Source organism: Acidovorax sp. BL-A-41-H1, assembly GCF_051942715.1.
Window position 1 is genome coordinate 1 of the sequence record NZ_JBPVJQ010000004.1, and the last position, 17,639, is coordinate 17,639.

Below are 17,639 nucleotides of genomic sequence, written 5' to 3' on the forward strand. Positions count from 1 at the left end.
GTACTGGAATTACCCGAAAGGCACCGAGCAAACGCCCACTCATGCGCAGGAAACCAATATGGAGCGCCAGACCAAGCTTGTGGGAATCACCTCGGCGTGCATTGATTGCGTCGCGCTCGGCACCATCGAAGGTGAAAAATGCCTTCATCTCGAAGTCGCTGATATCGCGGGGGAGCCCACGCATCCCCAAAAACGTTGTGTGCCAACCCTGCATCGTGAACCTCAAAAGTGGGAGGCCACCATACCCGTTTACAAAGCGAACAGGAAAGTCAATGAAATCAACGGTCTACCCAGACCACCCCCGCGCCAGTGCTAGCTTTGCGTACCGTCACTTATTGCACTGAAAACGAGGAGACCCCAACCTGCGTTGCCTGAGTTCACGCCCAAAGAACTCAAGCCTAAATTCCAAAAGTACCTTCGTTGCACGGCTGAGCATCTAACTGCTCGCCAGGATCAAGGGCGCGATTCCGCACAAAACATCGTTGCTGCATGTTGGTGGTGCAACACTCGGCGACACAAAGGGCGTGAGGAGAATGCGCCAAATCCACAGAAATATCGGCAACGGGTGCAAAGCTTGATGAAAAAGGGCCGTTGGCACCCAGTTAGCGCGATAGCTGCCGCTTTCCGAGCCAACGCCTACGGAGTGGGCGAGCCTTCAAAACCAAGGGCAAGCGTGACTTCAGCAAAACTGACGAACCTGCAGGCGTTCCCGCAAGGCGGCTTGTGAATGCCTGCGTATCTGGCAGACCAACTGTTTGAGTTGGATTAAAGCAGTTGCGGGACTTCCATGGCGGTGGCACTTCGCGCGGTGCGGGTGCTGCTGCCATGGGAAGTATTAATTGAATCGCAGGGGCGGGCAGGCAGATCGGGCTCCCTTTGGGGGCCCTCTCTGTTAGTGGACTCCATCTCTGCAAGCAGCTGTAAAACCCTGCGGGATCCGAGCATTCGGGCCAGAAGCGAGAGGTGAACGGTGCTCCAATCGGGCTCCGTCAAATTCGACTCGAATGCCTCTTCTGTGAATCGCTTCCTCTCTTGGCCAGGCCGTGTGCGCCTGGCAGCTGTGCTGGCCCTGTCTCTCGTCAGCGTTGCTCTCCCGAATCTTTCCTGGGCGCGGTCTCCGCAGTTCGACAGCACAGCCCTGCTCACACCCGAGCCCAGCTCCTTTGCGCAGTGTCCGCAGTTCTTTGCGAACGGCGCGCCACCCGCCATCACGCCCCGGCCGCAGCTGCGCGAGCTTTGCTATGAAGCCTTTGCGGTCCTGCACTCTGGCGCCACAAAGACACCGGTGTTTGTGGCCCAGCGGTTGAACCGCAGGCTCATCGAGGATGCCGATGAGAAGCGGGCCAAGCGGTTCTTTGCAGATGCGCGACTCCCGAGTGGCGAGCGGGCGGAGCTGGAGGATTACAAAAACTCAGGCTATAGCCGTGGGCACATGGCCCCTGCAGGAGATATGCCAACGCCAACGGCCATGGCGCAAAGCTTCAGCTTGGCGAACATGGTTCCCCAAAACGCTCAGCACAACGGGGGCGCCTGGAACAAGATCGAGCAGGACACGCGGCACTATGTGAAGCGGGCCAAGGGAGATGTGTTTGTGATCACGGGGCCGGTGTTCACGGATGCGGGGCCACGTATTGGGGCCAATGGGGTGAAGGTGCCGACCTATCTGTACAAGCTGGTCTATGACGCCACGACCAACAAGGCCTGGGCGCATTGGCAGGAGAATCGCGAGGGCGAGACGGTGGGGCGGCCGATCAGCTACCAGGAGCTGGTGAAGAGAACCGGAGTGGAGTTTTTGCCAAGAAGTGCACTGCAGCATTGAGTGGTAGCAAGAGCCGTGTCAGGGGCGGCGGTATAAATCGGTCCTTTCCAACCTCTACACGCGAGCATCCATGAACCGCGCAGAACTCGTTGAAATCCTGGCTTCCAAGAATGATCTGTCCAAGGCCGCAGCCAATGCGGTGCTGGAAACGCTGATCGACACCATCCAGACCGCCGTCAAGAAGGGCGACGCCGTTCAGCTGGTGGGCTTTGGCACCTTCAAGTCCGCCAAGCGTGCAGCACGCACGGGCAAGAACCCATCGACTGGTGCTGCGCTCAAGATCCCTGCGAGCACGGTGCCGAAGTTTGTGGCGGGTGCGAAGTTCAAGGCGGTGGTGGACCCCAAGGCTGCCAAGCGCAAGGCGGACAAGGCTGGGAAGTAAGTACAGCGTTCTCGGTCGCTACCAAAACAAACCGCCACAGGCTCTTGCCGCTGGCGGTTTTGTTTTTGGGGGGCGCAGAAGGATTGCGACACCGGCTGTGCACCAGATACACCAAGGTGCGCTACCGGGGGCTGAAGAAGAACACGCTGCAGCTCAAGACGCTGTTTGCGCTGTCCAATCTGTGGATGGTGCGCCACCAATTGCTGGGGGCGCAGGGATGAGTGCGCCTGAAAACAGGCAAGGGGCCGCGAAAGCGGTGCAAGCGCCCCGAAATGGGGCCGCAAAACAAGGCTCAAGTGCTGCCAAAACGGCATCCATCGCCTCATCTGAAAACATCGGACTTGTAGCACTCACGAATCCGAGTTATTCAGGACATCCTTAGAGCAACGCGATCCATTCGACGTTGAGAACACCAGAGTACCCCATGGTTGAAGTATTTGAGCAATTCTTCTTGGGAAAAATTTCAAAAATACCGTTGACACATTCCATAACACCGTGCGGCATTGCCATGGCCACGCAGCACGCCACGGCCGCTACGCACAGCAGCAGCTGCGCGTGCAGCGGGCGCAGGCCAAACGGGCGGCTGCGGTCCAGTGCCAGCGGCGCGGGTGCGGCCGCTGTCGCAACCGCTGATGCGGCGGTCGCAGTGGAAGCCATTGATGCCGCAGAAGCGCCTGCAGCAGGCAACGCGGAAGCCGCAGGCGATGCGGATGCAGCCACCGCATCCAGCAGCACCAGCGGCGCCCTTTGCCGCATGCGCAGCGCCAGCAGCAGCATGCCCACGCCACACACCAGCCCCAGCAGCACATAGGTGTGGCGCCAGCCGATGGCGTCAATGCCATGCTGCACGATGGGCGGCCACAGCGCGCCCGCAATGTAGTTGCCGCTGGCGCAGATCGCCACCGCAATGCCGCGCCGCCTGTTCCACCACAGGGCGGTGTCGGCCATCAGCGGCGCAAACGTGGCCGAGCTGCCCACCAGCCCCATCAGCCCGTGCGCCAGCCCGAATATCCAGATGCTGCCCGACAGCCCCGCCCACACAAACCCGCCACACACTGCCACCGCCCCCACGCACAGCACCGGCATCAGCCCGTGCCGGTCGGCCATGCGCCCCGTCCACAGCCCGCCGATTCCCAGGCACACCATCATCAGCGTGTAGGGCAGCGATGCATCGGCACGGCCCACGCCAAACTCTGCCTGCACGGCGGGCAGCACCACCGAGACGACGTACATGCTGCTGTTGCCCAGCACCACCAGGCCCAGGGTGGTCAGCAGCCGCCACGCAGCCTGCGGGGAGTCGATGAGGGAGGCCGGGGCGGCGGCTGCGGCTGTGGTGGAGACGGGTCTGCGGGGCATCGGTGCAATTTACTCCAGGGTGTGGCAGGGTCAGGCGCAACTGGCGATCGAAAAAGGCGAGCAAGCGCTGTCCTGACAAGAGCGCCGGTCCTGGACCTGCGCGCTACCTTCTAAGCTGCGCGCGGTTCAGTTGTCTTGGCCGCTGCCGCCCGCCGCCCAGCCCACAACCCCTCCGCGCTGTACAGCGCCAGCGCCACCCAGATCAGCGCAAACCCCACGGCGCGCGGGCCGCTGAAGGTTTCGCCGTACAGGAACACGCCCATCAGCGCCAGGATGGACGGTGTGATGTACTGCAAAAAGCCCATGGTCGACAGTGGCACGCGCCGCGCGCCGGCGGCAAACAGCAGCAGCGGGATGGCAGTGACGGGGCCGCTCAAGATGAAGAACAGCCAAGTGTGGCTGTCGTGTGCGGGTAGCTGGCCGGTGTGGTTGCCCCACAGCAGCGCAGCGAGGGCCAGGGGCGCCAGCAGCATGGTCTCCAGCGACATGCCCTCCAGCGCGCCCAGCGCGGCTGTCTTGCGCATCAGGCCGTAGAAGCCGAAGGTCAGGGCCAGCAGCAGGGCGATCCAGGGCATGCGGCCGGTCTGCAGTGCCATCCACAGCACGCCGCTGGCGGCCAGCGCAAAGGCCACCCACTGGGCCTTGCGCGGGCGCTCGTGCAAAAACACAAAGCCCAGCGCCACGTTCACCAGCGGCAGGATGAAGTAGCCCAGGCTGGCGTCCAGTACATGGCCGTTGTTCACCGCCCAGATGTAGGTGAGCCAGTTGGCTGCCAGCAGCACGGCCGACACCGCAAACTTGCCCAGCAGCGCAGGGTTGCGGCGCACATCGGCCAGCCAGGCAAAGCGGCGCAGCGCCGCCAGCACGATGAGCACAAACACCAGCGACCACACCATGCGGTGCAGCACCACTTCGGTGGCGGCAGCGGCCTGCAGCTGCTTGAAGAACAGGGGGAACAGACCCCACAGGACATAGGCCGACAGGCCGTACAGGATGCCGCTGGACATGGAAGTGGATGAGGTGGAAAGGAAGAAAAACCGGGGCGGTGCGGGCCCGCAGCGCTAGCGGCGCATTCGCAGGCAGCGCCCGGAATAGCCACTCAGCGAAGAGGGAATGGACGGTACCACGAATGCCGCAGGGGCATCGGCCACCGCGGCGCTGCGGGAGGGCTGGCGCGGCGACGCCAAACGGGCATCTCTGCGGCCCTGTCGCGTACCGCGTGCGGCCGGGCTTTGGCAAGGGAGACGGCGCGTGAGCGCTGCCTATCCTTTTTAATCAGCCCACCTTCACCGATGCCCCGGTGGCATAGAACTGGCCGCCTGCCACGTAGTGCAGGGTGCGCAGCGCGTCCGGGGCGCCATCAAACTCCCAGTGGCCGTTCCTGAACACGCGGTCATCCGCCCAGGCGGCCTCGACCTCGCCGATGAAAAGGTCGTAGGCCTGCTGGTTGTGCGGCTCGGGGACCACGCGGCATATCAGCCACGCAGCGCAGCCCTGCACCAGGGGCGTTTCGTGCCCAGGCACCTCCAGCCACTGCACGCCGTGGCGCTCGGCTTTGTCGGGCGTGGTGCGGGCGCTGTCGGTGCCCACACCCAGGGTGAGCGTCGCCATGGCCACCGTGGGCAGCTGCAGCGCAAAGTGGCCGCTGGCCTCCACCAGTTCGCGCGTGCGGGTGGCCTTGTCCAGCACCACCGTCACCTTGGGCGGCACAAAGTCGAGCGCACAGGCCCACGCGGCGGCCATCACGTTGCGTTCGCCTCCGTGCGCGGCAGACACGAGCACGGTGGGGCCGTGGTTGATAAGGCGGTAGGCCTTGTCCAGGGGTACGGGGCTGAAATGGGTGGGCAGCATGCGCCCATGATGCCAAGGCCCCCTGCGCTGTGCCGTTGTGGGGGCGTTTCGTGCGCGACATGCGCTTGCGCTGCACCGCACGTACGATCGCCACCGGCCCCCTGCGGTTTGTCGGGGCGCCGCCGTTTCACTTATCAGAATCAAGGAGCAGGCATGTTCAGCCATGTGATGTTGGGGGTCAACGACCTCGAGGTTTCGCGCAAGTTCTATGACGCCGTGCTCGGCACCCTGGGCGTGGCCCCGGGCATGGCCAACAAGAACCGGTATTTCTACCGCAGCGCTGCCGGTACGTTTGCCATCTCCACCCCCATCAATGGCGAGCCCGCCTGCCATGGCAACGGCACCACCATCGGCTTTGCGGCGGCCTCGCCCGAGCAGGCCGATGCCTTCCACGCTGCAGGCGTGGCAAACGGCGGTGTGACGTGTGAAGACCCGCCTGGCTACCGCGAAGGCCCCACAGGCAAGCTGTACCTGGCGTATGTGCGCGACCCCGACGGCAACAAGCTGTGCGTGCTGCACCGCCCGGCGAAGCCTGCGCAATAACTGGCGACAAAGGGGCATGCCGGGGCGCCCTGGGCCCCGGCACCGCGCGGTGGGGGATACTCTGCGCCCCTGCCGCACTCACTGCCGCATGTGCGCAGGGCCTCCACCACAGGACCCCGCCTTTGAAATCCGCCAGCCCCACCACCTTCGACGAGGCCTACTACCAGCGCTTTTACTTCGACAAGAAGACCAGCGTGGTGGACCCGGAGCACATGGAGCGGCTGGGCAATTTCGTGTGCAGCTACCTCAAGTACCTGCGCGTGCCGGTACAGCGCGTGCTGGACGTGGGCTGCGGCATCGGCCTGTGGAAGGGCATTGTCGAGAAGCACTTTCCCGGCGCCAGCTACCAGGGCGTGGAGTTCAGCCCGTACCTGTGCGAGCGCTTCGGGTGGCAGCAGGGCTCGGTGGTGGACTACACGGCCAGCGCGCCGTTTGACCTCGTCATCTGCCAGGGCGTGCTGCCCTACCTGAGCCCGCCCGATCTGAAAGCCGCACTGCTCAACCTGGGCCGCCTGAGCAAAGGCGCGCTGTATGTCGAGGCCGTCTCGCGCGACGATTACGAGCAGGACACCATCGACGAAGACCTGACCGACAACCGCGTGTTCCGCCACCGGGCCGAGCTGTACCGGCGCGGGCTGCGCGAAGGCTTTGTGGAGCTGGGCGGCGGCGTTTGGCTGAGCCGGCAGGCGGAAGTGCCCACGTTCGCACTGGAGCGCACGGGCGGGCCTGGCTGATGCCCGGTCCTTCGGGCTTGCCTCGTCCATCCGCTGCCGCAGGCACGCCCGCTGCGCCCCACGCCGTATCGCGCCTGCGCACCGCGCGCCTGGCCCGCAGCGCCAAGCCCTTCCTGGCGCGCGGCGGCATCAAGGGCGAGCGCTGCCCCGGCTGCCGCCTCGTGCCCAGCCATTGCCTGTGCGCATTGCATCCCCTGGTGCCTACCCGCGCCGGCATGTGCCTGCTGATGGCCGACATCGAGCCCCTGAAGCCCAGCAACACCGGGTGGCTGATTGCAGACGTGGTGCCCGACACCTTCGCCTTTGCCTGGGCCCGCACGGAGGTGGACCCGGCCCTGCTGGCGCTGCTGGCCGACCCGCAGTGGCAGCCGTATGTGGTGTTCCCTGGCGAGTTCGTGGCACCCGAGCGTGTGGTGACGCAGGTGGCGGTGCCCCGAGCTGGAGTCGAACCGGCACGCGGCAAGCGCCCGCTGTTCGTGCTGCTCGATGCCACCTGGGCCGAGGCGCGCAAGATGTTTCGCAAGAGCCCATACCTGGCCCAGTTGCCGGTGCTGAGCCTGCAGCCCGAGCAGATCTCGCGCTACCAGCTGCGCCGCTCCCACCGCAGCGACCATTTCTGCACCGCCGAAGTGGCCGCGCTGTGCCTGGACCTGGCCGGAGAGCCGCAGGCCGGCGAGACCCTGCAGGCCTACCTGGACGTGTTCACGCACCACTACCTGCAGTCCAAGCACCAGTTGCCGCCGGATTGGCAGGGCGAAGCGCACGCGCGCCTGCGTGCGGCCCGCACGGCGTCCCCCACAGCGCTGCTGTAGCCGCTGTCCGGCCCCGCGCGCCCCGGTTCGGGTTTGCAACGACGACAATCCAGCGTTCCCCTTCCCTCACAGGACCCGATGAAAGCTCCCCCCCGCCTGCAGTCCCTCATCGAGGAAGGCCTGATCGACACCGTGGTCCGGCAGCTCATGAGCGGCAAGGAGGCCATGGTGTTCGTGGTGCGCAGCGGCGACAACACCCTGTGCGCCAAGATCTACAAAGAGGCGAACAACCGCAGCTTCCGCCAGGCGGTGGACTACACCGAAAACCGCAAGGTCAAGAACTCGCGCTCGGCCCGCGCCATGGCCAAGGGCAGCAAGTTCGGCCGGCAAGAGCAAGAGGCCGCCTGGCAGAGCGCCGAGGTCGATGCGCTGTACCGCCTGGCCGCTGCGGGCGTGCGCGTGCCCCAGCCCATCAACTTCCATGACGGCGTGCTGCTGATGGAGCTGGTGACCGATGCCCACGGCGACGCCGCCCCGCGCCTGAACGATGTGAGCTTTACCCCCGAAGACGCGCGCACCCACCACGCCACGCTGGTGGCCGAGGTGGTGCGCATGCTGTGTGCGGGCGTGGTGCACGGCGACCTGTCGGAGTTCAACATCCTGCTGGCGCACCTGCCGGGCGCGGATGGTGAAGAAGGCCACGACGGCCCCGTCATCATCGACCTGCCGCAGGCGGTGGACGCCGCCGGCAATAACCACGCCCAGCGCATGCTGATGCGCGACGTGGCCAACCTGCGCGACTTCTTTGGCCAGTTCGCGCCCGAGCTGCGCAGCACCCAATACGGCCCCGAGATCTGGAGCCTGTACCAGAGCGGCCTGTTGAGCAACGAAACGCCCCTGACCGGCCGCTACGCGCCCGACCGCGTGGATGTGGACATGCAGGCCGTACTGCGCGAGATTGACGACGCCCGCGATGAAGAGGCCGCACGCAGGCTGCGCATGGCCTCGCCCGCCTGAGCGTGCCCGCGCCCTTGCCGTACATTAGCCGCCCGCGCCGACGAACCGCTGCCACACACCCACTGCCGCACACTCCGTCGAACCCCGCCTACACACAACACGCCCCACCTGCCTCACCATGACCAAAGACCTCGCGCGACAGAACGAACTCAAGCCCATGGCCCTGTGCGAGCCCTGCCAGGGCATCCAGCGCAACTGGCGCAAGGCCCCCGGCCATGCCGAGCTGGTGCAGCGCGGCAACCGCAAGGAAGCACGCGACCATGGCGACGTAACCATCACCCGCTATGTGTGCGACCGCTGCGGCACCGCGTGGGAATACGAAAACGACAAGTCCAACCAGAAGGCGGGCTGGTCCGTGGTGGGCCGCTGAACCTGCGCGGCCATTTCCGGCCCCGCACGCCACGGAGCCCCACATGCTGCAACGCCGACAACTGCTGACCGCCGCCACCCGCACAAGCCTGGCCGCCACCGCACTGGCGCTGGGCCTGCCGCACGCTGCGCAGGCGCAGCCGGCCTACACCGTGTCGGCCCAGCAGCTGCACGACATGCTGGCGCAGAAGTTTCCGCGCACCGTGCCGCTGGCAGGCCTGCTGGACCTGACCCTGCAGGCACCGCGCCTGCGCCTGCTCCCCGCCACCAACCGGCTAGGCGCCACCATGGATGTCCAGGCCGCGGGCCCTGCGCTGCGCCGCAGCCACCCCGGCTCGTTCGACGTGGAATTTGCGCTGCGCTACGAGGCCAGCGACCGCACGCTGCGCGCGCACCAGCTGCGGCTGGGCCGGCTGGAGCTGGAGGGCCTCAAGCCCTCTGCGACCGAGCTGCTCAACGTCTACGCCCCTGTGCTCGCCGAGCAGTCGCTGCGCGAGGTGGTGCTGCACCAGCTGCGCCCGCAAGACACCGCGCTGCTCGACGGCCTGGGGTTGGAGCCCGGGCCCATCACCGTGACCGAAAAGGGCCTGAGTGTGGCCTTTGTGCGCAAGCCGTAGGCAGCGCCCGGGCCGCATCACCGCGCGCATGTGGCCCGGCAGCTCGCAGCGCAACCCAACACGGGTGCTATCGCTGCTTTGCCCAGGCGGGGCCCGCCTTCACGGTGCGCGCCGCTTGCCCGCAAATCTCTCCGCCTCATGAAAAAGGGCCGGCACCTCGCGGTGCCAGCCCTCGAAGGCGCGGGTTCTGCCATGCCTGCATCACAGGCAGGTCACCCGTGCGCTGGTGCATTTACATGCAGCAGTCCAGCATCTGCATGCAGCACTCGGCCAGCGTGTCGCAGCAGCAGCAATCGGCCGCGGCCATGGCAGCGCCAGAGCCCAGCAGCAAGGTGGCCAGCGTGGCCAGTTGGATGAAACGTCGCTTCATGATGGAAGTCTCCGAATAACGAATGGATGGATGGGACCAGGGGATTCAGGGCCTGTGCCGCGGTGAAACGCAGGCACTGGCGCGGCGCAAAAGCCGCTATCCCGGGGGCCGCCAGGGCATGAGGAAAGGTGCCGCAATCGCCGGGCCCAGCACCGCAAGCCCGTGGGCTGCAGGCACGGCCTGCGCCAGTTGCGCGCTGTGCGGGGCGGCGGCAGGTTGTGCGCACGCGGTGCAGGCAGCTTCGCACGCACCCGCAGCGTCCTGGCAGTCAAGGATGCAGCACAAGTCGTAGCGCTGTGCCACGGAAACGGTGGCGTGGGCTGCAAAAACACAGCCCAGAAACAATACGCATACAGCCCACCATGAACGCATGGCGCACTGTAAGCGGGCTGGCGGGCACATGCGCGCCGCGCGCACAGTAACCCGTGGCGACGGCGGGCCAAACGCTCCTTTGCCACGGGCGGCATGGGCACTGCCAGGCAGGCTTTGGCCATGGGATGTGGGGTCTATCTGACACCGGCGCACGCCGTTCACTGTCAGCCATCAACGTGCGGGCGGGGGATGCTGCGATAGCTGGCCTTCTGTCCGCGCTAGGAACCCTCTGCACGAATCGAGCGGGAAGTGTGCGCTGCGGATCGGGATGGGCTGCGAGGCGCAAAACGCAGCAATAGCCGTAGCTATTGCGAGTATTTGCAACTACGCAGACCACCCGAGACCGCAGATGCGCACGGCGCGGTGATTCGTGCAGAGGTTCCCTAGAGGTCCGCTCCACCACTGCCTTTGCCGCATTCGTTGCCCATGCCTTCCTGTCCCATCCCGCCACCCCGTCCGGAATCACTGGGCGACATCCTCGACTGCATGAGCGCTTTGGCATGCCGCGACGAACGCGTGGCGGTGGAAGACATGGTGGACGTGATCGGCACGCGCAGCTACGGCCCTTTTCTGGTGGTGCCCGCGCTGATCGAGCTGTCGCCCGTGGGCGGCATACCCGGCGTACCGACTGTGCTGGCCGCGGTGGTGGTGCTGTTTGCCGCGCAGATGCTGTGGGGGCGCAAGCGCCTGTGGGTGCCCGCCATGCTGGCGCGGCGTGCGGTGGCTGCGCGCCAGCTCATGCGGCTGGTGTCCGCCGTGCGGCCGGTGGCGCAGCGGGTGGACCGCTGGTTCCACGGCCGCCTGCATGCGCTGACCACCGGGGTGTGGATGCGGCTGGCAGCGCTGGTGTGCGTGGCCCTGGCCGTGCTGGTGCCGCCGCTGGAGCTGTTTCCGTTTGCCAGCTCGGCCCCCATGGGCGCCATCGCGCTGTTTGGTCTGGCGCTGATGGTGCGTGATGGCCTGCTGATGATCGGTGCCACGCTGCTGGCCGGTGCGGCCGTAGGTGTAGTGCTGGTGCTGCTGATCTGATCGTGCATGCCGGGTTGCGCTGTGCCTTTTGCCGCAGGCAAGCTTCTGGCGCCGTCCTACATCACCGCCGCGGCGGCCGCCCTACAAACGGATGGACCGGAGCGCGGCACACCACCGGGCTGCGCTGCCCCGTCACCTGCACCCGGCCGGCATGCCTGGTACCCGTGCAGCACCCATCCGACCCAACCCGAAGAAGAATCCCATGGCTTTTCTCCGCAAGAATTCCCCCGTATCCAGCCTTGCCGCGTCTGCCGGTACCGCGCCCGCATCTGCCCAGGTGGTGGTGATCACGGGTGCGTCCAGCGGCATCGGCCACGCCACAGCGCTGGCCTTTGCAGCACGCGGCGCCAGCCTGGTGCTGGCCGCCCGCAATGCCGACACCCTGGCCCCGGTGGCCATGGCCTGCCGCAATGCGGGCGCGGCCGCCGCGCTGGGCGTGCCTACCGACGTGACCGACCCCGAGGCCGTGGCCAACCTGGCCAGCACGGCGCTGCGGCACTACGGGCGCATCGACGTCTGGGTGAACAGCGTGGGCGTGGGGGCGGTGGGCCGGTTTGACGAAACGCCGCTGCAGGCGCACCGCCAGGTGGTGGAGGCCAACCTCATCGGCCACCTGAATGGGGCGCACGCGGCACTGCGGCATTTCCGCGAGCGCGGGCGCGGCATGCTCATCAACATGATCTCGGTAGGCGGCTGGGTGCCCGCGCCGTTTGCCGCGGCCTACACCGCCAGCAAGTTCGGCCTGCGCGGCCTGTCCGAATCGCTGCGGGCCGAGGTGGCCGACCTCCCCGATGTGCATGTGTGCGATGTGGCGCCCACGTTTGTCGATTCGCCGGGCCTCTCGCACGGCGCCAACTACACCGGGCACAACATCCATCCCAAAATTCCGCTGCTGGACCCGCGCCGTGTGGCCAGCACCATAGTGGCCCTGGCGCAATCCCCGCGCCCCCGCGCCGTGACGTGGATAGGCGCCGCTGCGCTGCCCGGCCGCGTGGCCCATGCCGTGGCGCCGCAGAGCCTGGGCGCGTTCATGCGCTGGGCGACCAGCCGCGCGCTGAACAAGGCCCGGCCTGTGCCGCAATCCGACGGCAACCTGTTTGCCCCATCGCGTGGCACAGGGATTGACGGTGGGCAACGCAAAGCGCAGCGCACGGCCGTGGGCCGCGTGGCCGCACTGGGCGCGCTGGGGTTGGCTATCGGCATCTGGGCCGCCCGCCGCGCACCCGTGCCGCGGCGTGGGTACTGACCGACGCGCTGAACGACGCTGCGCCGAGCCAGGAGGTTCGCGTTGGGTGGCACCCGCCGCGCACGGCAAGCGCACTGACTGACTTTTCTGTCCATTTCCAGGAGTCCCCCGTGGCTACAGCATCTCCCGATCCCACGACCCCATCCTCGCAGTCGGCCGCAGAGCGCGCCGAGGCGCCCTTCGCAGACACCTCATCTGCAGCTTCGCCATCCGGCGGCGCGCCTGCCGGGATTCCCTTTGTGCTGTACGCCCTGCGTGGGCGCGTGTACGCGGGCAACATCAAGCACAAGCTCATCGACCTGGGCCGCATGGGGCCCGAGCAGGACGGTGCCTGGTCATACCTGCTGGACGGTGACAAGGCCACCGGCAGCGGCTTTGTCGGCCCCGAGGAGGCGATGGAACATATTGCGGCCACCACCACGTTCCTGTTTCTGGATGGCCAGTTCACCGCGTTGGAAGACTTGGGCGGAACCGACCGGCCCGACCTGCAGGACGCGCCCAAGTGCGAGGTCACGCTCGACCCGCTGGGGCGCGGCGAACGGATGATCGACACGCAGGCTTAGCGCGATTGTGGTTGCCTTATTGCTATGTAAATAATAGCTAGTAGGGCAATTAAAACAAACGCTACAGCCTGTTTTTGCTCAAATTCTTGCGACCAACGGAAGTTTCAGGCGCATTGGTCGCCGGAAAGGCTGCCAGGAGGCACGGGGCACAAGGCTCGCCCCTCATCCACTCATACCTTGCCGGGCGCGTTCCGCGCGGGCAGCACGGCCGAATCGCCCGCCGCCCAGCCATCGCCGGGCGCCATTACCTTGTCCGGCGTCATCGGCGTGCTGCGCAGGCGGCGGCCGGTGGCGTGGTGGATGGCGTTGCTGATGGCGGCGGCCACGCCCACGATGCCGATCTCGCCCACGCCCTTGGCGCCCAGGCGGCTCACGATGCGGTCGTCCTCTGGCACAAAGATCACGTCGATGTCGTGGATGTCGGCGTTCACCGGCACGTGGTATTCGCCGTAGTTGTGGTTCATGAAGCGGCCCAGCGACTGGTCGCACAGGGTTTCCTCATGCAGTGCCTGGCTGATGCCCCACACCACGCCGCCCACCACCTGGCTGCGCGCGGTCTGCGCGCTCAGGATGCGGCCGGCTGCCACCGCGCTCACCACGCGCGTCACGCGCACGGTGCCAAACGCCTCGTCCACCCGCACCTCCACAAACACGGCCGAGTGCGTGGCGCGGGTGTATTTCTTTTGCTTGAGCACGTTGGGCAGCAGTAGGTGCTTCGACTCGATGCGGTCTTCGCCCGCCGCTGCCAGCGCAGCGGCGTACGTCACGCCAGACGATGGCTGGCCGCGCAGCTGCACGCACCCGTCCACAAACTCGACCTGTGCAAAACGCGAGTGCACCAGCGGGGATTCGGGCACGCGCCGCGCCAGCGCCCACAGGCGCTTTTGCAGCTTCTCGCACACGCCCTCCACCGCCGATCCCACGGTGGCCACGTGCGACGAGCCGCCCTCCACGGGCGCTACCGGCAGGCGCGAATCGCCCAGCCGGAAGGTGACGTTTTCCAGCGGCAGGCCCAGTGCCGCGGCGGCGATCATCGCCATCACGGTGTAGGTGCCGGTGCCGATGTCCGACGCGGCGCTGGACACCTCCAGCCGGCCATCGGCATGGAAGACTGCATGCGCGCGCGCAAACATCTGCATCGCGTCCCACTGGCCAGTGGCCATGCCCCAGCCGATCAGCTCGTGCCCCTCGCGCATGCTGCGCGGCTCGGGGTTGCGCCGCTCCCAGCCAAAGCGCTCGGCCGCCTGCGCGTAGCAGGCGCGCAGCTCCTTGGTCGAATACGGCAGGCCCTTGGCCTGGTCGCGTTCGGCGTAGTTCTTCAGCCGCAACGCCACCGGGTCCATCTGCAGCGCGCAGGCCAGCTCGTCCATGGCCACTTCCAGCGCGTGCATCCCGTGGGCGCCGCCGGGCGCGCGCATGTCCATGGGGGTGTACTGGTCCAGGTCCACCAGCTGGTAGCCCAGCCGCACGCTGGGGCATTGGTACAGCTGGCCCGACCAGTTGACCACCACCTCGCAGTAGTCTTCCTTGCGCGATGTCTCGGCAATGGCCTCGTGCACGACGCCTTGCAGCGTGCCGTCCGCGGCGGCGCCCAGCTTCACGCGCTGCCACGTTTCGGGCCGGTGGCCGAAGGTGAACATCTGCTGGCGCGTGAGCACCACGCGCACCGAGCGCTCCAGGTGCAGCGTGGCCATCACGGCCAGCACCAGGTTGTATTGCGGCCGCAGGCCCGAGCCGAAGGCACCGCCCACAAACGGGTTCATCACCGTGACCTTGTGCTTGCCCAGCCCGAACACGCGCGAAACCAGCCAGCGGCAGTTCTGCGAGCCCTGCGTCTTGTCGTAGATGGTCAGGTGCCCGTCTGCGCCGCGGATGACGGTGCTGGCATGCATCTCCATCGGGTTGTGGTGCTCAGCGCCGCTGTAGAACTCGGCATCTACCTTGGCTGCGGCCTGCGCCAGCGCTGCATCGGCATCGCCGGTGGGCTTGGGCGGGGGTGAGTACCCGGCCTTGAGCGGTGCGGGCTTGTGCCCCCGTGCCAGGCTGCCCAGCAGGTCGGTGTCGTGCGGCGCGGTGTCGTACTGCACCCGCACCAGCGATGCGGCGTAGCGCGCGGTCTCGAAGGTCTCGGCCAGCACCAGCGCCACGGGCTGGCCGCTGTAGTGCACCTGGTCATCGGCCAGCGGCTTGAAGGGTGACCCGGCCGGTGCCGTCATGTCCTTGTAGAACAGGTCCATCTTGCGGATGTGGGGCCGGTGGGCGTGGGTGAGGATGTCCAGCACGCCGGGCACGGCCAGGGCGTCATCCAGCTGCAGCGCCGTGATGCGCCCGCGCGCCACGCTGCTGTTGACCACCACGCCCCACACCAGGTCGGGCGCGGGGTATTCGGCGGCGTAGCGGGCCTGCCCGGTCACCTTGGCTTCGCCGTCGATGCGCGGCACGGCATTGCCCAGCGCAACGCGCCCGGTGCCCTGCGGCGCCAGCGGCTGCACGGGCTTCATCGGTTCGAAATATCCGTTCATGGTGCGGTGTCCTGCGCGAAGGGGCTGCCGTTGCTGTCATGGCTGTCCTGACGGTCGTGGTTGGCTCCGGTGTCGCCGGTGTTGGCCACCGTGCCCGCTGCCGCAGTGGCCAGCGCCCGCACCACGGCGCGGCGCGCGAGCGGGATCTTGAAGCCGTTGTGGCCTACGCCGCTGCCATGGGGCGTGGCGCCTTCGGTCAGCAACGCAGCGGCGGCTTCAAATGCGGCGGTGTCGGGGAGTTGGCCCTGCAGCAGGGCCTCAGCCTCGGGGCGGCGCCAGGGCTTGTGGGCCACGCCGCCCAGGGCAATGCGTGCACGGGCAATGCGGCCGTCGGCGCCGATCTCCAGCGCGGCCGCCACCGACGCCAGCGCAAACGCATACGAGGCCCGCTCGCGCAGCTTGAGGTACACCGAGTGCGCGGCAAAGCCGCCCGGCCCGGGCAGGTCGATGTGGGTGATGAGTTCGTCGTGGCGCAGCACGGTGTCCTGCTCGGGCCGGTCGCCGGGCAGGCGGTGAAAGTCGGCAAACGCAATGTCGCGCGCGCCAGCCGGGCCCTGCACATGCACCACGGCTTCGAGCGCGGCCAGCGCCACGCACATGTCGGACGGGTGCACGGCAATGCAGTGCGCGCTGGCCCCCAGGATGGCGTGTTGCCGCGCAATACCGGCCTGGGCCGGGCAGCCCGTGCCGGGCTCGCGCTTGTTGCAGGGCGTGGCCGTGTCGTAGAAGTACACGCAGCGCGTGCGCTGCAGCAGGTTGCCGCCGTTGCTGGCCATGTTGCGGATCTGCGGCGACGCGCCCGCCAGAATGGCCGACGACAGCAGCGGGTAGCGGCTGCGCACCAGTGGGTGGTAGGCCGTGGCCGCGTTGCGCGCCAGCGCGCCCAGGCGCAGGCCGCCACCGGGCAACTCGGTGATGTCGGCCAGATGCAGGCGGTTGATGTCGACCAGCGTGGCGGGCCGCATCACGTTTTCCTTCATCAGGTCGAGCAGGTTGGTGCCGCCCGCGATGGGCCGCGCCGTGCCGGCTGCGGTGGTGGACGGCGGCTGCGTGCCCACCATGGCCATGGCGGCCACCGCGGAACCCACCGAATCGGCCGTGCGAAAGCTGAAATTGTTCATGCCGGCACCGTGCCGGTGACCACGGGCGTGTGCGCCGTGCGGGAGGCCGGGTGGGCATCGCCCAGCGCCACCTGGCACACCGCGGCGGTGATCTGCGGGTAGGCGCCGCAGCGGCAAAGGTTGCCGCTCATCAGCTCGCGCACCTGGTCCACGGTGCGCGCTTCGCCCTCGCGGATGAGCCCTACGGCTGAACACAGCTGGCCCGGGGTGCAGTAGCCGCACTGGAAGGCGTCGTGCTGCATGAAGGCCTGTTGCAACGGATGCAGCGGGATGGTTTTGTCGGCGTCTTGCCCATTGGGCGCCGCTGGCGCACCGCCGGTCTCCAGCGCCGCCAGCCCTTCCACCGTGGTGATGCGGCAGCCATCGCGCATCACTGCCAGCGTCAGGCACGAGAGCACGCGTTCGCCGTTGACCAGGACGGTGCACGCACCGCACTGGCCCTGGTCGCAGCCCTTCTTGGTGCCGGTGAGGTTCAGTCGATCGCGCAGCAGGTCCAGCAGGCTCACCCAGGTCTCGACAGGCAGGGAATGCGGCTGGCCGTTGACGGTGAGCTGCACTGTGTGCTTTTCCACCGCTGCAGCAGGCGCCGCGGGGACGAAGCCCGGGGCTGCATGCTTCGGTGTCGGTAAGGCTGCGGCTGCCGCAGCAGCAGGGGGCGTGGCGAGGCTCATGCGGGGGCTCCTGGGGCAGGGACCCTGCAGGGTCCGGCTTTGTTGCGATGATTTTTGGACCGCGGCCCGCCGGACGGCTGTCAGACAGGGCCGCTATTGCCCCGTGGTGCGGGTGGTGGGTCGCCTGAATTCCATCACCCGGTCGCGCAGTGGATGCGGCCAGCTGACGGGCGACGCTGGGGTACGACCCTTCAGATAACGTGTTCGCTGCACCTGGGTGGGATCGATGATGGCCCACATGTTTGTGTACCAAGGCACGTTCGACGCAAGCCAGAAGGGGCTGATGCTGGAGGCTTAAGGCCCAG

19 protein-coding genes and 3 pseudogenes are annotated in these 17,639 nt (G+C 67.1%); 14 read left to right on the plus strand and 8 right to left on the minus strand.

All coding sequences use genetic code 11. The features are described 5' to 3' along the window. The coding region (locus tag ACTPOI_RS08985; protein ID WP_030093369.1) for a DUF4158 domain-containing protein at positions 1 to 214 on the minus strand (214 nt) is incomplete at its 3' end. Positions 215 to 367: 153 nt separating this feature from the next. Between ACTPOI_RS08985 and ACTPOI_RS08990 the strand changes: the two genes are divergently transcribed. From ACTPOI_RS08990 to ACTPOI_RS09005, 4 genes and pseudogenes are all read left to right on the plus strand, one after another. Next, positions 368 to 727 (plus strand): HNH endonuclease, encoded by a 360-nt coding sequence (locus tag ACTPOI_RS08990; protein WP_440108303.1) that lies wholly within the window; start codon positions 368 to 370, stop codon positions 725 to 727. Between the two features lie 411 nt (positions 728 to 1,138). Then, positions 1,139 to 1,819, plus strand: coding sequence for a DNA/RNA non-specific endonuclease (locus tag ACTPOI_RS08995; RefSeq protein ID WP_260669001.1), 681 nt, complete (start codon positions 1,139 to 1,141; stop codon positions 1,817 to 1,819). A gap of 43 nt (positions 1,820 to 1,862) precedes the next feature. Beyond that, positions 1,863 to 2,201: pseudogene (locus tag ACTPOI_RS09000) on the plus strand (HU family DNA-binding protein); the annotation flags it as partial. 107 nt (positions 2,202 to 2,308) lie between these two features. Next, positions 2,309 to 2,422: pseudogene (locus tag ACTPOI_RS09005) on the plus strand (IS5/IS1182 family transposase); the annotation flags it as partial. A gap of 253 nt (positions 2,423 to 2,675) precedes the next feature. Here the strand turns inward: ACTPOI_RS09005 and ACTPOI_RS09010 are convergent. The 3 genes and pseudogenes from ACTPOI_RS09010 to ACTPOI_RS09020 form a co-directional block, all read right to left on the minus strand. Further along, positions 2,676 to 3,557 (minus strand): annotated as a pseudogene (locus ACTPOI_RS09010) (MFS transporter); the annotation flags it as partial. A 110-nt stretch (positions 3,558 to 3,667) separates the two neighbouring features. Next, positions 3,668 to 4,564, minus strand: coding sequence for an EamA family transporter RarD (gene rarD / locus ACTPOI_RS09015; protein WP_440108304.1), 897 nt, complete (start codon positions 4,562 to 4,564; stop codon positions 3,668 to 3,670). A 268-nt stretch (positions 4,565 to 4,832) separates the two neighbouring features. Continuing rightward, positions 4,833 to 5,408 (minus strand): flavin reductase family protein, encoded by a 576-nt coding sequence (locus tag ACTPOI_RS09020; RefSeq protein ID WP_440108305.1) that lies wholly within the window; start codon positions 5,406 to 5,408, stop codon positions 4,833 to 4,835. Between the two features lie 153 nt (positions 5,409 to 5,561). Between ACTPOI_RS09020 and ACTPOI_RS09025 the strand changes: the two genes are divergently transcribed. The 6 genes from ACTPOI_RS09025 (at position 5,562) to ACTPOI_RS09050 (ending at position 9,440) form a co-directional block, all read left to right on the plus strand. Then, complete coding sequence (locus tag ACTPOI_RS09025; protein WP_291517704.1) at positions 5,562 to 5,951, plus strand: VOC family protein; 390 nt, start codon at positions 5,562 to 5,564, stop codon at positions 5,949 to 5,951. 122 nt (positions 5,952 to 6,073) lie between these two features. Then, the gene (locus tag ACTPOI_RS09030) at positions 6,074 to 6,685 is read left to right on the plus strand and encodes a class I SAM-dependent methyltransferase (protein WP_440108306.1); all 612 of its coding nucleotides are present in this window, start codon (positions 6,074 to 6,076) and stop codon (positions 6,683 to 6,685) included. After that, positions 6,685 to 7,497, plus strand: a complete 813-nt coding sequence (locus ACTPOI_RS09035) for a tRNA-uridine aminocarboxypropyltransferase (RefSeq protein WP_440108307.1) — start codon at positions 6,685 to 6,687, stop codon at positions 7,495 to 7,497. Before ACTPOI_RS09030 ends, ACTPOI_RS09035 begins: the two co-directional genes overlap by 1 nt. Positions 7,498 to 7,575: 78 nt before the next feature. Next, positions 7,576 to 8,454 (plus strand): PA4780 family RIO1-like protein kinase, encoded by an 879-nt coding sequence (locus ACTPOI_RS09040; RefSeq protein WP_440108308.1) that lies wholly within the window; start codon positions 7,576 to 7,578, stop codon positions 8,452 to 8,454. Positions 8,455 to 8,572: 118 nt separating this feature from the next. Next, positions 8,573 to 8,824 (plus strand): hypothetical protein, encoded by a 252-nt coding sequence (locus tag ACTPOI_RS09045; RefSeq protein WP_069104068.1) that lies wholly within the window; start codon positions 8,573 to 8,575, stop codon positions 8,822 to 8,824. Positions 8,825 to 8,867: 43 nt separating this feature from the next. After that, entirely contained in the window at positions 8,868 to 9,440 is a 573-nt protein-coding gene (locus ACTPOI_RS09050; protein WP_440108309.1) for a DUF1439 domain-containing protein, read from the plus strand. 232 nt (positions 9,441 to 9,672) lie between these two features. Here ACTPOI_RS09050 and ACTPOI_RS09055 read toward each other — a convergent pair whose 3' ends face one another. Continuing rightward, positions 9,673 to 9,810, minus strand: coding sequence for a hypothetical protein (locus tag ACTPOI_RS09055; RefSeq protein WP_440108310.1), 138 nt, complete (start codon positions 9,808 to 9,810; stop codon positions 9,673 to 9,675). A 798-nt stretch (positions 9,811 to 10,608) separates the two neighbouring features. Between ACTPOI_RS09055 and ACTPOI_RS09060 the strand changes: the two genes are divergently transcribed. The 3 genes from ACTPOI_RS09060 to ACTPOI_RS09070 all read left to right on the plus strand — a co-directional run bounded on the left by ACTPOI_RS09060 (position 10,609) and on the right by ACTPOI_RS09070 (position 13,020). Further along, positions 10,609 to 11,211: an exopolysaccharide biosynthesis protein gene (locus ACTPOI_RS09060; protein ID WP_440108311.1), complete on the plus strand. Its 603-nt coding sequence runs from the start codon at positions 10,609 to 10,611 to the stop codon at positions 11,209 to 11,211. Positions 11,212 to 11,413: 202 nt separating this feature from the next. Then, the gene (locus tag ACTPOI_RS09065; RefSeq protein WP_440108312.1) at positions 11,414 to 12,457 is read left to right on the plus strand and encodes an SDR family oxidoreductase; all 1,044 of its coding nucleotides are present in this window, start codon (positions 11,414 to 11,416) and stop codon (positions 12,455 to 12,457) included. Positions 12,458 to 12,567: 110 nt separating this feature from the next. After that, the gene (locus ACTPOI_RS09070) at positions 12,568 to 13,020 is read left to right on the plus strand and encodes a hypothetical protein (RefSeq protein WP_440108313.1); all 453 of its coding nucleotides are present in this window, start codon (positions 12,568 to 12,570) and stop codon (positions 13,018 to 13,020) included. Positions 13,021 to 13,190: 170 nt separating this feature from the next. On the opposite strand, the gene ACTPOI_RS09075 is transcribed toward ACTPOI_RS09070, so the two are convergent. From ACTPOI_RS09075 to ACTPOI_RS09085, 3 genes are read right to left on the minus strand one after another with little or no spacing between them, the layout of a single operon-like run. After that, the gene (locus ACTPOI_RS09075) at positions 13,191 to 15,542 is read right to left on the minus strand and encodes a xanthine dehydrogenase family protein molybdopterin-binding subunit (RefSeq protein ID WP_440108314.1); all 2,352 of its coding nucleotides are present in this window, start codon (positions 15,540 to 15,542) and stop codon (positions 13,191 to 13,193) included. After that, positions 15,539 to 16,663 (minus strand): FAD binding domain-containing protein, encoded by a 1,125-nt coding sequence (locus tag ACTPOI_RS09080; RefSeq protein WP_440108315.1) that lies wholly within the window; start codon positions 16,661 to 16,663, stop codon positions 15,539 to 15,541. Before ACTPOI_RS09080 ends, ACTPOI_RS09075 begins: the two co-directional genes overlap by 4 nt. Then, positions 16,660 to 17,334 (minus strand): (2Fe-2S)-binding protein, encoded by a 675-nt coding sequence (locus ACTPOI_RS09085; RefSeq protein WP_440108316.1) that lies wholly within the window; start codon positions 17,332 to 17,334, stop codon positions 16,660 to 16,662. The genes ACTPOI_RS09080 and ACTPOI_RS09085 overlap by 4 nt, the downstream gene beginning before the upstream one ends. 238 nt (positions 17,335 to 17,572) lie before the next feature. Between ACTPOI_RS09085 and ACTPOI_RS09090 the strand changes: the two genes are divergently transcribed. Then, positions 17,573 to 17,632 (plus strand): hypothetical protein, encoded by a 60-nt coding sequence (locus tag ACTPOI_RS09090; protein WP_440108764.1) that lies wholly within the window; start codon positions 17,573 to 17,575, stop codon positions 17,630 to 17,632. Positions 17,633 to 17,639 lie beyond the last annotated feature (7 nt).